This is a genomic window from Actinotignum urematis (genome assembly GCF_051264595.1).
Taxonomy (GTDB): Bacteria; Actinomycetota; Actinomycetes; order Actinomycetales; family Actinomycetaceae; genus Actinotignum; species Actinotignum timonense_A.
Genome location: NZ_JBOZBG010000013.1, coordinates 48,365 through 62,599, shown reverse-complemented (window position 1 = coordinate 62,599; position 14,235 = coordinate 48,365). Strand labels below are relative to the sequence as shown.

Below are 14,235 nucleotides of genomic sequence, written 5' to 3'. Positions count from 1 at the left end.
TCGTCGTACCTCCCGTTTTGGTACGACGACGCAGCGCCGTTCCATCATTGCACCACGCAAGCACGCACACAAAAGGGGTAAATAGACAGAAATGGTTGCTAATACTCCGACTTTCCTTTGCTATATCAACGAAAAGTCGGCCTTATTGAGGTCGAGCACCTCAATAAGCTTACTTCCTTGACATGCGTTACGTGACATGCCTTGACGGAAAATTCGTTCCGTCCGGGCTGCCACCCGCCACAGCCACGGGGCGGGCAGAGGTATCAGAGTGCGCATTCTGGGCCGTGTAGGCGCCATAGTGCGCGTTAGAGACACGAAATCTGGTGCAGACGGTGCTCTCCCTCGCACTTTGTCTGCGCACCCGGTTCGTACGGATCCGAACCGGATCCAAGCCAACGACACACCGTCATTAGCAACTATTTTTGTCTATTAACCCCACAAAAGGGCCGCATCCCTTTCGGGACGCGGCCCTTGGCGTCATCCGTAGCGTTTAGAAAGCCGGGGTGTTGAGCCCCAAGCGCCGGAAGTGCTCCCGCGCTTCTTCCACGGCTTGTGGTGACGGCGGTACGACGTCTTCCAGTTGGTAGTCATAGCCAAGTGAATGCCACTTGTCTCGCCCCATCTGGTGGAACGGTAGAACTTCAACGCGGCTCACCGCGTTCTTCCACCGTGCAACGATCTTCGCAACGTTCTCCACGTTCTCCGGATCGTCTGTCAGCCCGGGCACGAGTACGAAACGTACCCAGATTTCCTTGCCCGCGGCAGCCAATCGATCACCAAAATCAATGGTCGGTTGCAGTTCGCGGCCGGTCGTGCGCTTATATACTTCCTCGGATCCCGATTTCACGTCGAGCAACACCATGTCGATGTAATTCATCATTTCGTCGTCGACGTTACGGCCGAGATAACCGGAGGTATCGATACACGTATGGATTCCCATTTCTTTGGCGCCGCGAAGCACGGTCTTGAGGAAGGCGGGTTGCATTAAGCATTCGCCACCCGAGATCGTGATTCCGCCACCCGTCGACTTGAACATGCGACGGTAGCGCTTCCAGCGCCGCAGCAATTCATCGGAATCCACCGGCTGACCGTCCTTCATGATGAAGGTGTCAGGGTTATGACAGTACAGGCACCGCAGGGGGCACCCTGCCATGAAGACTGTCATTCGGGTCCCGGGCCCGTCCACCGCGGTCACAAGTTCCCACGAGTGGACGGAACCGAGGGTTCCCTCGCGCATCTTGCGAAGCCGTTCTTTACGCTCGATGTCGTCAAGGACATCGATGCCTCCCAGACCGGCCCCCTGCAACCGACCGGTCGGCGCTTCGAAATCTTGAAGGCCGACCGGTGCTAGTCGCAACTCAGCAGACAATGGTTATGCCGAGTGATGGAAGGTACGCGACAGAACGTCGAGCTGCTGTTCGCGGGTCAGCTTCACGAAGTTCACGGCGTAGCCGGAAACGCGAACGGTCAGGTTCGGGTACTTCTCGGGGTGATCAATCGCGTCCTCGAGGGTGGAGCGATCCAGCACGTTGATATTGGCGTGGTACAGACCCTGCACCCCACCGTTATCTTCGCGAGCAGCCTTCATCGACTCGAGACGCTCTTCGTAGGTCTTAGCCATTTTTTACCTTCTTTTCTTTGTTGGGGGTTGAATCTTAGAGTTTTAGTCTTCTTCAGCCATGAAGCCGGCATCCATAATTCCGACCAGGTTCTTGACCTGCTCATCCTTATTGCGGCCGAGGCCAGCCGGCGTAATGGTATTCGTCAAGGAAATACCATCGAGGGCATCCTTGTAATCCAGCTTACCAACGGACATCATGGAGGCCACCATACCGTGGGTATCCATGCCGTTCTCCGGGTTCGCGCCCGGGGAGAACGGGGTGCCAGCCTTGTGGCCGGACGGGAAGGAACCCGTGGCCTTGCCGTACACCACGTTGGAGGTAATGGTCAGCACCGACTGGGTCGGGATGGCATCGCGGTACATCGGGATCGCCTTGATCTTCGCCATGATGGTGTGAACCACGGTTGCCGCGATGTCATCAGCGCGGTCATCATCATTACCGTAGATCGGGAAGGTGCCTTCCGTCTTGTAATCGACAACGAGGCCGGTTTCGTCGCGAACCGGGTAGACCTTCGCGTACTTGATCGCGGAAAGCGAGTCCGCCACGATGGACAGGCCGGCAATACCGCAACCCATGGTGCGGATGATCTCCGAATCGTGGAGAGCCATCTCCACCGCTTCGTAAGCGTAGCGATCATGGCAGTAGTGGATGATGTTGAGAGCTTCAACGTAGGTGCCGACCACCCAGTCGAGCATCTCTTCGTACTTCTGCCAGACTTCGTCGAAGTCGAGCGGGCCGTCGCCTTCGAGCGGGGTGAACAGACCCGGTTCAGTCACCTGCTTGCCGGTCATTTCATCGCGGCCGCCGTTAATGGCGTAGAGCAGGGCCTTAGCGGCGTTCACGCGAGCCCCGAAGAACTGCATCTGCTTGCCCACCCGCATCGGGGAAACGCAGCACGCGATGGCGGCGTCGTCGCCCCACTGGTTACGAATCTGTTCGTCAGATTCGTACTGGATGGACGAGGTTTCGATGGAAATGGCCGCGCAGAATTCCTTGTACCCTTCCGGAAGTGCCGGATCCCAGAAAATGGTGATATTCGGTTCCGGAGCCGGACCCAGGTTACGCAGGGTCTGAAGCAGGCGGAAGGAAGTCTTGGTGACGAGGGTACGCCCGTCATCACCGAAGCCGGCATCCGACCAGGTGGCCCAGTAGGGATCACCGGAGAAGATCTGATCGTAATCGATGGTGCGCAGGAAGCGGACGATACGCAGCTTCATGACGAGGTTGTCAATCATTTCCTGCGCGTCGGTTTCCGTAATGGTTCCGGCGGCCAGATCGCGCTCGAAGTAGATATCGAGGAAGGCGGAGAGGCGGCCGATGGACATGGCCGCGCCGTCCTGGCTCTTCACGGAAGCGAGGTAGCCGAAGTACAGCCACTGCACGGCTTCACGCGAGTTCTTCGCCGGGCCGGAAATATCGAAGCCGTAGATTTCACCGAGGGTCTTGAGCTTCTTCAGAGCCTTGATCTGCTCGGCGTGTTCCTCACGGAAACGAGCCCAGTGCTCGGAGAAGGGCTGATCGGCCACGGAATCCTTCATGGCCTGCTTCTCTTCGATGAGCTTATCCACACCGTAGAGGGCCACGCGGCGGTAGTCACCAATAATGCGGCCACGGCCGTAGGCATCCGGAAGACCGGTAATAATATGCGAGGAACGGGCCGCGCGAATACGCGGGGTGTAAATATCGAAGACCGCGTCATTGTGGGTCTTGCGGTAGCGGGTGAAGATCTTCTTGATCTCCGGGTTGACTTCCTTGCCCGCTTCCTTGATGGCGGTTTCCACCATGCGCCAGCCGCCATTGGGCATCATCGCGCGCTTGAGCGGAACATCCGTCTGCAGGCCGACGACGACGTCGTCATCTTCGGAAATGTAGCCGGCGGGGAAAGCGTCAATATCGGCCGGGGTGTCGGTGTCGACGTCGTACACGCGACGGCGGCGCTCCTCGGAGAGGTAATTTTCCTCAAGAGACTCCCACAGCCGGGTGGTCTTCTCCGTCGGGCCGGCCAGGAACGAAGCATCCCCTTCGTAGGGGGTGTAGTTCTTCTGGATGAAGTCACGAACGTCAATAGCTTCATTCCAGGTGCCGGACGTGAAACCCGCCCAGGCTTCCTCTGTTGGGGTATCGGTAGCAGTGCGCTCCATGTGCGTCTAACTCTCCTTGTGTCGTGTCAGTACCCGTTATTATCCAAGCATAAAGCAATTTACAAGCGGAACAGATGTTCCGTAAGAAATTGCCGCACGCTTGCGTCCGCACCGTATCCACACCTTCGCGTGAATCGCTACGGCACCGAGGTAACAAGTCCTGATTCTTTTACCTGTTGTCCGTATCAATCGGTCAGGCACAAGCGACTCTCGATTGTATTGTCCGGCACGGGCGGCGGGCGTATATCACTCGCTGTCCGCGCCTACATTTATCCTAACGCGCTTGCGCGAAAAAACATTCCCAGACACGTGAGATGAGCGGCGCACATTCCCGCGACGCCCCCGGCGGGCGCGCCGACACGCGACTTCACGTCGTTCCCCCTCTCACATGTGTGAGGAATCACTTTTTAACTGCGAGCGTTACTCCCATTCAATTGTTGCCGGCGGCTTGGAGGTGACGTCCAGAACCACGCGATTAACTTCCGCAACGGAGTTCGTAATGCGGTTGGAAATATGGGCGAGCACATCGTAGGGAACCCGAGCCCAATCGGCCGTCATCGCGTCCTCGGAAGAAACCGGGCGCAGCACGATGGGATGCCCGTAGGTGCGGTGGTCACCCTGCACGCCCACGGAATGCACTTCAGCCAGCAGCACCACCGGGCACTGCCAAATTTCGGCGTCCAGCCCGGCCGCGGTGAGTTCTTCACGGGCAATAGCATCGGCTTCGCGCAGGATACGCAGGTTATCTTCGGTGACTTCACCGATCACGCGGATCGCCAGGCCCGGCCCCGGGAAGGGCTGGCGGGCCACGATTTTCTCCGGCACGCCCAGTTCGCGCCCGATAGCACGCACCTCATCCTTGAAGAGGCTGCGCAGGGGTTCGATGAGCTCGAAATTCATATCTTCGGGCAGGCCGCCTACATTGTGGTGGCTCTTAATATTGGAGGCGCCTTCTCCCCCGCCGGATTCCACCACGTCCGGGTAGAGCGTACCCTGCACGAGGAATTTCACATCTTCCCCGCCGCCGAGCTTATCGACCAGCTGGCGCTGCGCGCTTTCGAAGGAGCGGATAAATTCGCGCCCGATAATCTTGCGCTTCGTTTCCGGATCGCGCACGCCGGCCAGCGCGGAAAGGAAACGCTGGGATTCATCAATGGTGAAGATGCGAATGCCGGTGCTTTCCGCGTAATCGCGTTCCACCTGCTCACGTTCGCCGGCGCGCAGCAGCCCGTGATCAATAAAGAAGCAGGTGAGCTGGTCACCAATAGCTTTGTGCACAAGCGCCGCGGCAACGGAGGAATCCACCCCGCCCGAGAGCGCGCAGATCACCTGCGCGGAGCCGACCCGTTCGCGAATCTGAGCCACTTGCTCATCAATAATGGAGGACGGAGTCCAGTTCGGGCTGATTCCCGCGCCTTCGTAGAGGAAGTTTTCCAGGGCGGCCTGGCCACGCTGGGAATGGAGCACTTCCGGGTGCCATTGCACGCCGAAGAGCCGGCGCTTGCGGTCTTCAAAAGCGGCCACCGGGGTTTCATCGGTGGCGGCGGTGACGGTGAAGCCTTCCGGGGCTTCGCTCACGGCATCCCCGTGGCTCATCCACACGATTTGCTTATCTTCCAGACCGGCGAAAAGGCAGGAATCGCCGGCGGTGCGGGCTTCGGTGCGCCCGTATTCGCGGGTTCCAGTGCGCCCCACGCGCCCGCCCAGGGCCTGGGCCATGGCTTGGAAGCCGTAGCAGATACCGAGGATAGGCACCCCGGCCTCAAAAATGTCCTTATCGATTGCGGGCGCGCCTTCCGCGTACACGGATGCCGGGCCGCCGGAAAGAATAATGGCCGCGGGCTTTTTCGCCAGCATATCCGCGGCGGACATGGTGTGCGGAACAATTTCTGAATAAACGTGTGCTTCACGAACGCGCCGCGCAATGAGCTGAGCGTACTGCGCACCAAAATCGACAACAAGAACCGGGGAATTATCGCTGGTATTCACGCTGTTCATTCTAGTGATTAAAACGCGCCGGCGCCTACTGGGAGCCGGCCCGCGCCCGGAAGGTTTCTAGGACCTTCGTCACCGGATAGGAACGACGACGCCCACCCGCCCGCGTGGACCTGAGCTGGGCATGCACATCAGCTCGCAAGATGTGAGATTATTTGAAGGGATATCCCGGCGTGGATACGCCTATTTTTTCAAGGGTCCTCACGGGCCGGAAGGATAAGAAAGTGACCTACAGCGTATATTTCACCGCGGTAGAAGGCAATGCGGGCACCCAGGCGGTGGCCAGCGCCTACGTTGATGTACTCACCTCCACTTACAAGAACGTCGGGGTGTTCCGGGCGTTCACCAACGGAAATATCGAAAATGACTCCGCCTTCCTTCAGCTGCTCGACCAGGTTGGCCGCGGCGAGGATCGCGATATTGCTTGGGGTTCGAGCCGGCAGGCCTACGTGGCTGATGAAGACGAGGCCATGACCCAGCTGGTGAACCGCTACACCGATTACGCCCAGAATTTCGATGCGGTGCTCATCCTGGGCATTCTGGATGGGGATCCCATTAATCCCGGGATGCTTTCGCGTACCGGCCGCACCATCGCCAACCTGGGAACCACCGGCATTGTTGCCGTATCGGCAGCGCAGCGCAGCGCCGCGCAGGTGGAAGTTGTTGCCCAGCTTTCCGCGAAGGAAATCACGGATCGGTACGGCACCCTGAGCGCCCTCATTGTTATTGACGCTGATGAGAGCGTCCCCGCCACCATGCGTGACCTGGGCATTCCTACTATTTATCTACCCGATGGCGAGGCGCGTTCCTTCACCGATAAGGATCGGGCCACCCTCATTGCCGCGATGGAAGAAGAATCCTCGGTTATTACCCCGCTGTCCTTCCAGGCTTCCCTGGCGGCCCGGGCCCGCAAGGCAAAGAAGCGCATTGTCATGCCGGAAGCCGAAGATGATCGCATTCTGCTGGCCACCTCCCAGATTCTTGCCCGCGATATCGCGGATATTACCCTGGTTGGGGAAAAAGATGAGGTCCTCGCTCGCGCCGCTGAGCTCGGGGTGGATGTCTCCGGTGCGGAAATTATTTCGATTGATGATCCGGAGCGCGTGCGCCGCTACGCGGAGAAGTTCGCCGAGTTGCGCGCTAAGAAGGGCGTGACGTACGAGCAGGCCGTGGAAAAGATGAAGGATCCTTCCTACTACGGCACCATGATGGTCTACATGGGCGATGCTGACGGCATGGTTTCGGGTGCGAACCACACCACCGCGAATACCATTGTTCCCTCCTTCCAGACCATCAAGATGAAGCCCGGCACGAAGACGGTTTCCGGTGCCTTCCTCATGCTCATGGATGATCGCGTCTACGTGTACGCCGATTGCGCGGTCAATACCAATCCCACCCCGGAAGAGCTGGCCGGTATCGCCATTGATTCGGCCCGCACCGCCCAGCAATTCGGTATTGAGCCGCGCGTGGCCATGCTTTCCTACTCTTCGGGTACCTCCGGGAAGGGCCCGGATGTGGATGCGGTGCGCGAAGCCACGGAGCTCGCGAAGAGCCTGGCACCCGAGGGCGTGCTCATTGACGGCCCGCTCCAGTATGACGCTTCGGTGGATGCCGCGGCCGCGAAGAAGAAGCTGCCGGATTCCCCGGTGGCCGGCCGCGCCACGGTTTTCGTTTTCCCGAACTTGAATGCCGGCAATATCGGCTACAAGGCTGTGCAGCGTTCTTCGGGCGCGGTGGCCGTGGGCCCGGTGCTCCAGGGCCTGAATAAACCGGTGAATGATCTTTCCCGCGGCGCGCTCGTGGAGGATATCGTCAATACCGTGGCGATTACCGCGATCCAGGCGCAGGAATAACCAGCAGCAACCGGAAATAACCTGCAATTCGCAGGAATCCGCAGGCATGAGCCGGAACAACCCGTATCCGGCATTACACTGAAGTTATAGGGGTGGGCCTCCACCCGGTCACAGACACAAGGAGATCATTTTGTCCGTTCTCGTAATTAATTCCGGCTCCTCCTCGATCAAGTACAAGGTCGTGGACCCCGAATCGGGTGAGGAACTCGCCTCGGGCCTCGTGGAGCAGATCGGTCTGCCCTCCGGCCACGTCAAGCACGAACACGGCGAGGACGTGCGCGAATGGGAAGGCCCCATTCCCAACCACGAAGTCGGTATGGAGAAGGTGCTCGAGTTCTTCGACGCCGCCGGCCCGTCCCTGCATGATGGCTCCATTCGCGCCGTCGGGCATCGCGTGGTCCAGGGTGGTAAGTACTTCGATGGCCCGGCTCTTATTACCGATGCGGTGCGCCAGAAGATCGAAGAGCTCCAGCCGCTCGGCCCGCTGCACAACCCGCCGGCCCTGGAGGGCATCAAGGTGGCGCAGCGCCTGCTGCCAAATGTCCCGCACGTGGCTGTTTTCGATACTGCGTTCTTCCAGAGCCTTCCGGAAGAGGCAGCGCGTTACGGCCTCAACCGCGAGATTGCCGATAAGTATGAGATCCGCCGTTACGGCGCGCACGGTACCTCGCACCAGTATGTTTCTGGCGAGGTAGCGAAGATCCTGGGCCGCGATGATCTCAAGCAGATCGTGCTGCATATCGGTAACGGCGCCTCGGTATCCGCGGTGGATTCGGGCCGCGCGGTGGAGACCTCCATGGGCCTGACCCCGCTGGAGGGCCTCGTTATGGGTGGGCGCACCGGCGATATTGATCCGGCTGCCGTCTTCCACCTGGCTCGCCAGGCGAAGATGTCCATTGATGAGATCGATAAGCTCTTCAACCGCCAGTCCGGTATGGCCGGTCTGACCGGCTCTTCCGATCTGCGCGATGTGCACGCCATGGTGGAGAAGGGTGATGAGAACGCGAAGGAAGCGGTGGATATTTACGTTCATCGCATCGTCAAGTACATCGGCTCCTACACCGCGATTCTTGGCGGCCTGGATGCCCTGACCTTCACCGCCGGTGTGGGTGAGAATGACGATATCATCCGCAAGGAAGTCCTGGACCGCCTGGCTCCCTTCGGTGTCAAGTACGACGCCGAGAAGAACGCCACGCGCTCGAAGAACGCGCGGGAGATCTCCACGGAGGATTCCACGGTGCATGTGCTCGTGGTTCCCACCAATGAGGAGCTAGCTATCGCCCAGCAGGCTATGACGCTCGTCTAAGCACGGCGCCCGTTATTTTCGGGTACGACGACGCAGTTGGGGGGAGTAACCGTTCCGGTTACTCCCCCCCACTTATTTGGCTGTGTGGCAATTTAGGAGTGATTGCTAGCCGAGGCTGGCACCCATATCCGGGGCTGAGGTTGGCGCCCATTCCGGAGCCGGGGCCATTAATTCGCTACCGGTTTTCGGGGGCCGAGGCTGCGACTCGCTTCCGGATGAGGGTAATGAGCTCGGGAAGCACCGTGTAGAGGTCTCCGACGATTCCGTAATCGCAGAATTCGAACATTTCCGCTTCGGGATCATTATTGATCACCACGATGACTCCGGAATCCGTGACTCCCGCGGTGTGATGCGGCTGGCCGGAAATACCGATGGCGATATACAAATCCGGGGCGATAACCGTGCCCGAGAGCCCCACGTAGGAATCACGCGGGAGCCAGGCATCCCCTTCGGCCAGCGGGCGGGTTGCGCCTTCCGCGGCATCAAGCACCTCGGCAAGTTCGTGGAAAAGCCGCAGGTCTTCCTTGGCGGCGAAACCGCGGCCGGCACCGACCACCCGGGTGGCGGTGGCCAAGCGCCGCTCGGACACATCTTCCGATTCGGCTGCCGTGATCCGCGCCGGCGCTATCGCGCCGGCCGGAGCCGCCACCTCAGATACCGGGGTGCTGCCAGCACCCGCCGCATCACCAAAGCCCGAAGCAACACCAGCACCCGCTGCAGCACCAGCACAAGCCGCCGTACCGGGCAGCGAACCGATCACGCCCACGAAGGTCACTCCCGCGCGCGCGTAGGTTTCCAGGGAGATAGCCCCGAAACGCCCACTGACCACGTGCTCGGCGCTGACTTCGCGCACATCGGTGAGGATGGGCCAGCCGCGCCGGCCGGCGATCTCCCCGCCCAGCGCGCGTTCGCTCGGCTCATTAGGAACCAGCACAATATCCCCGGGCTGGGCATCCACGAGCTCCGTGAGCGCCGCGCTCAGGGCCTCGGCCGGCACATCGCTCGGGTGCGTAATAATCTGCACGCTGGTGGCATCCGGGAACGCGGGCAGCTGCACGCTGTCCCCAGCTTCACCCTCGGGAACGAGGGCGATCACATGGACCGCGTCGTAGCGGCGCAGGGCCGGAAGGAAAGGCGAAATAGCAGCGCCGGAGCTAATAATCCACACCGCCTGCTCGGGAACCGAACCGGTGGCGGAAGAAGCTTCCGCGCCCGAAGTACCAGCGGCGTGAGGGGTGGCGTCGTCGCCAGAAATGCCCGTGGAACCGGCGTTCGGCAGTAAACCACGCCGGTCCAAAATGCCGACGAGTTCAGCCACGGCGCCGGGGCCGTCGAGGATTTGGTGGAGGCGGCGCTGGACGGGCGGAACCGCGCGCGCGATGGGGTCGAGGGTGCGCCCTTCCATATCGCCGAGGTCGGCGGCGGTGAGGAGCTGGGCGGGTTTCTTGGCGGCGTCGAGGATATCTTTCATGGCCGGGACTTTGACGGCGGCGGCGTCGGACGTGACCGCGATGACGACCGGGCCGGCCACGCGCACCTCGCGCCGCTGCCCGCCGGTGTGCTGGGTGAGGAGGAGGTCCTCCCCTTCGGTGCGAATGGCGGAAACATCCTGGAAAGAGGGCCAGCCCAGCGCCCCGGCGATCACGCCGGAGACCATTTTCGAGCCTTCGTCGGTGGAACCCGGGCCGGTGATAAGCGCGGTGATGGTGCCGTCGCGCTGCACCACCCGCGCCAGAGCTTCGCCCACCGCGGTGGAATTCCAGCTGGTGGTGGCATCATCACTCACCACGAGCAGGCGATCCGGGCCTTTGGACAGCGCGTTTTTGCGCAGCGCCGGGGTGCCGATGGAGTCGGGGCCCAGGGTGATGCCCACAACCTCGGTGCCCAGGGAGTCGCCGAGTTCCCGCGCTGCCCGCATGGCAACGGCGTCGTCGTCGCTAATGGAGAGGCGCGCGCCGCTCCAATCCACCACACCGGAATCCAGCACGTGCGCTGAACGTGGATCGCCGGCAATTTTGTAGGCAACCGCAATGGTCATAAGTGTCCCCTGACGTAGGCGTTAGGCTTGCACATAATCTTAGCTCTCTCGCGGCGCGGTGGGCTGCGCATCCTCATCGGGCAGGCGCGAGCCGAGCGCTTCGGAGAGCACCTGCGGGGCGGCGGCGCTGCGGCCGGCGAAGAAGAGCGCCACGATAATCATGGCCAGGCCGGTCCAGAGGTTGAGGTTGATGCCCGCGGCTTTGGCCAGGTCCTCCTCGGTCACGAAGAAGAGGCCGTAGCCGGCCAGCATCGTGCCGAAAACCCCGAACATGATGGCGATCCAGGTGCGCAGGTCGAAAAGCGAGAGCCGCCCGAGGCGCGCCTCGGGGAGGTGCGGCGCGGGCGCCGGCGCCGAAGCAGACTCGCCGCTAGCCGCACCCGCATGGCCCGATTGCACGGGCGCCGAAGCTGGCGCGGCGCTCCGCCGCGCTGCGTCGTCGTTCATAGACTCGTATCCCTTCATTTACAGCACCACATTGAGGACCGTGCACACCGCGAGCACCGCGATACCCAACGGCACCGGTTCTTCCCACCAGTGGAGTTTTTCGCCGGTCAGGGCGCGTTCACGGGCTTCGGCCACCCGGGCTTCGTGCAGTTTCGGGGCCGGCCGGGCGCCCTTAATATCCATCTTGACGCGCCCCCACACCAGGCCGTCGAGTTCCTCGATGGGCTTGGGGCGCGTGACCTTCGTAACGAGCACCGACACAATGAAATCAGCAATAAAAGCGACACCCGAAGCCGTGAAGGAAGCCGCCTGGGAAGAATTGAAGTCCAGTAGCCCGTTCGCGTAGCCCAACTGGATAAACCCGGCTCCGGCCGCGCCGGCCACCAGGCCCCACAACCCGGCCTGCGGGCTCATGCGCGCCCAGAACATTCCCATAATGAAGGTGGCGAAAAGCGGGGCGTTGAAAATGGACTGCAACATCTGGGTGTAGTCCTGAATATTGGAGAATTCCGCCGCGATAAAGGCCGCCCCGATGGCGATAAGCACCCCGATAATCGTCAGGCGCCGCCCGATTTTAATGTAGTAGGTGTCCTTGCGGCCCGGGCGCACGTACGTTTCCCAAATATCGTAGGTCACCACGGTATTGAAAGAGGAAACATTCGCCGCCATCCCGGCCATAAAGGCCGCGATCAGCCCGGCTAGCGCCATGCCCAGCAGGCCGTGCGGGAGCACCTCCCCCATAAGCGCCGGGAAGGCTTCGTTATGCGTGATTTCGCCCGTGTGCAGCTGCGGGATAAGAACCGCGGCGATCAGCCCGGGCACAATAATAATGAGCGGCAAGAACATCTTCGGGATCGCCGCAAGAATCGGGGTCAGGCGCGCGGACCGCATATCTTTAGCGGACAGCGCACGCTGCACCTCGGTGAAATTCGTGGTCCAGTACCCGAAGGAATTCACGAAGCCCATCCCCAGCAGCAGCGCGATCCAATTCCCGTACGGGTTCGTGGTGTTCCCGAGTCCGGTTCCGCCCCACACATCCAGGCCGTTCGGGCCGAGCACCTGGGTTTCGTTGAGGGCGCTGACCAGCCCGGCCGGCCCGCCCACCCGCGCCAGCCCGGCGATGGTGAGCGGGGTCAGCACCGCAACGATGAGGAGGAATTGCAGCACCTCGTTGTACATGGTGGCGGTGAGCCCGCCCATGACCGTATACACCAGCACCACGCCAGCCGCGATAATAATCGAGGCCCACAGCGGCACCCCGATGAGCACATTAATGAGGAGCGCCAGGGCGAAAAGATTGATGCCGGCCACCAGGATGGTTGCCACCGAGAAAATCACCGATTGGTAGAGGTGGGTGGGCCGGTCGAAACGCAAACGCAGGTATTCGGGAACCGAACGCACCCGCGAGCCGTAATAGAAGGGCATCATAATGAGCCCGAGGAAAATCATGGCCGGCACCGCGCCGATCCAGTAGTAATGCACCGTGGGCAGGCCGTATTGGGAGCCGGAGGCCGCCATCCCGATGAGTTCTACCGCCCCGATATTCGCGGAGAGGAAAGCCAGCGCGCAGATCCACGCCGGCAGCGAACGCCCGGAGAGGAAAAAATCCTCCGAGGTAGTGACTTTGCGCCGGGTGACCACGCCGATGACGAGGACCAGCACCAGGTAGAGCACCACGAAGCTGTAGTCGAAAGCGCTCGCGTCGAGCCGCAAATCCATGTTTTAGCCCTCAATTTCGGCCAGGGATACCACTCGGTGCTCGCGTTGCGATAACCGGACGGCTTCCGCGATGCGCAGGGAGGCGACGGCGTCGTCCACCGTGGCGGGAATCTCCCCGCGGCCCGCAACCACCTCCAAAAACGCCTCGATTTCACGTTCGTAGCAGGCGGCGAAACGGGCGATGAAATCCACCCAGGCGGACTCCTCCGGATAGGAAACCCCATCCTCGAGGGAGCGCACGGGCAGTTTGCTATCGAAGCCGACCGCGAGGGTCTGCTCGGTGCCGTGCAGCTCCATGCGTACGTCGTAGCCGTGGCCGTTGAAACGCGAGGATTGCGCGGTGGCGAGCACATCGCCTTCCAGGCGCAGCACCGCCGCTGTTTCGCACACATCTCCGAAATCACGGAAATCGGCCAGGCCCAGATCGGTGCCGAACGCCATGACCTCGGTGACTTCGCGCCCGGTGACCCAGCGCAGCATATCGAAATCGTGGATGAGGCAGTCGATGTAAATACCGCCCGAGGCCGCCAGGAATTCGCGGGCAGCCGGGGCCTGATCCATGGTTCCCATGCTCAGGCGGCGCAGCTGGCCCAGGCTTTTTTCGCGCACCGCCGCGCGGGCCCGGGTGTAGGCGGTATCGAAGCGCCGCTGGAAGCCAACCTGGATGCGGGCTCCATGCTTGCGGGCGGCCTCGCGCACTTTCAGGGTCGAAGCCAGCGAGGTGGATACCGGCTTCTCGGTGAACATGGGAATGCCCAGCTCCATGCCGCGCAGCAGCTGTTCGGCGTGCACATCCGTGGGGCTGGTGAGAACGAGGGCGTCCAGGGTGGTGTCCGTGAGGGTGGCTTCCACGCTGGCTTCACTGATGCGGGCGCGAGTTGCAGCCTCACCTTCCAGTTCGGAAACGACGGCGGCACTGCGCTCAGGTTTCGGTTCGGCAATAACAAGTTCATCAACACGGTGGGCGAGAATGCGCGCGTGCATCAACCCGGCGCGGCCCGCTCCCAGTAAACCAATTTTCAACAGGGATTCCTTCCAAACGTGTCATTAGCCTAGATCAATTCCCCCGAGCCGTGCGAGATGTGAGTCACACCTCATAGCACTTGCAGCAGAG

The 14,235-nt window shown here is 61.2% G+C and carries 8 protein-coding genes and 1 pseudogene; 2 read left to right on the top strand and 7 right to left on the bottom strand.

Going from position 1 to position 14,235, the window contains the following annotated elements; translation table 11 throughout:
- Positions 1-490: 490 nt before the first annotated feature.
- From pflA to guaA, 3 genes and pseudogenes are all read right to left on the bottom strand, one after another.
- Positions 491-1,369 (bottom strand): pyruvate formate-lyase-activating protein, encoded by an 879-nt coding sequence (gene pflA, locus ACRQDJ_RS06825; protein ID WP_407707012.1) that lies wholly within the window; start codon positions 1,367-1,369, stop codon positions 491-493.
- 6 nt (positions 1,370-1,375) lie between these two features.
- Positions 1,376-3,763 (bottom strand): annotated as a pseudogene (pflB, locus tag ACRQDJ_RS06820) (formate C-acetyltransferase); the annotation flags it as partial.
- A 420-nt stretch (positions 3,764-4,183) separates the two neighbouring features.
- Positions 4,184-5,761 (bottom strand): glutamine-hydrolyzing GMP synthase, encoded by a 1,578-nt coding sequence (gene guaA / locus ACRQDJ_RS06815; RefSeq protein ID WP_016443034.1) that lies wholly within the window; start codon positions 5,759-5,761, stop codon positions 4,184-4,186.
- 221 nt (positions 5,762-5,982) lie between these two features.
- Between guaA and pta the strand changes: the two genes are divergently transcribed.
- Together pta and ACRQDJ_RS06805 are read left to right on the top strand one after the other, a co-directional pair.
- Entirely contained in the window at positions 5,983-7,611 is a 1,629-nt protein-coding gene (pta, locus tag ACRQDJ_RS06810; protein WP_284889194.1) for a phosphate acetyltransferase, read from the top strand.
- A gap of 130 nt (positions 7,612-7,741) precedes the next feature.
- Positions 7,742-8,917: an acetate/propionate family kinase gene (locus ACRQDJ_RS06805; RefSeq protein ID WP_026428236.1), complete on the top strand. Its 1,176-nt coding sequence runs from the start codon at positions 7,742-7,744 to the stop codon at positions 8,915-8,917.
- A gap of 175 nt (positions 8,918-9,092) precedes the next feature.
- On the opposite strand, the gene ACRQDJ_RS06800 is transcribed toward ACRQDJ_RS06805, so the two are convergent.
- From ACRQDJ_RS06800 to ACRQDJ_RS06785, 4 genes are read right to left on the bottom strand one after another with little or no spacing between them, the layout of a single operon-like run.
- On the bottom strand, positions 9,093-10,955 hold the full coding sequence (locus ACRQDJ_RS06800; protein ID WP_284889195.1) for an FAD-binding protein: 1,863 nt from the start codon (positions 10,953-10,955) through the stop codon (positions 9,093-9,095).
- 39 nt (positions 10,956-10,994) lie between these two features.
- Positions 10,995-11,420, bottom strand: coding sequence for a hypothetical protein (locus ACRQDJ_RS06795; RefSeq protein ID WP_284889197.1), 426 nt, complete (start codon positions 11,418-11,420; stop codon positions 10,995-10,997).
- The gene (locus ACRQDJ_RS06790; protein ID WP_284889198.1) at positions 11,421-13,121 is read right to left on the bottom strand and encodes a sodium:solute symporter family protein; all 1,701 of its coding nucleotides are present in this window, start codon (positions 13,119-13,121) and stop codon (positions 11,421-11,423) included.
- A 3-nt stretch (positions 13,122-13,124) separates the two neighbouring features.
- Positions 13,125-14,144: a Gfo/Idh/MocA family protein gene (locus ACRQDJ_RS06785; protein WP_284889200.1), complete on the bottom strand. Its 1,020-nt coding sequence runs from the start codon at positions 14,142-14,144 to the stop codon at positions 13,125-13,127.
- Positions 14,145-14,235: the final 91 nt, after the last annotated feature.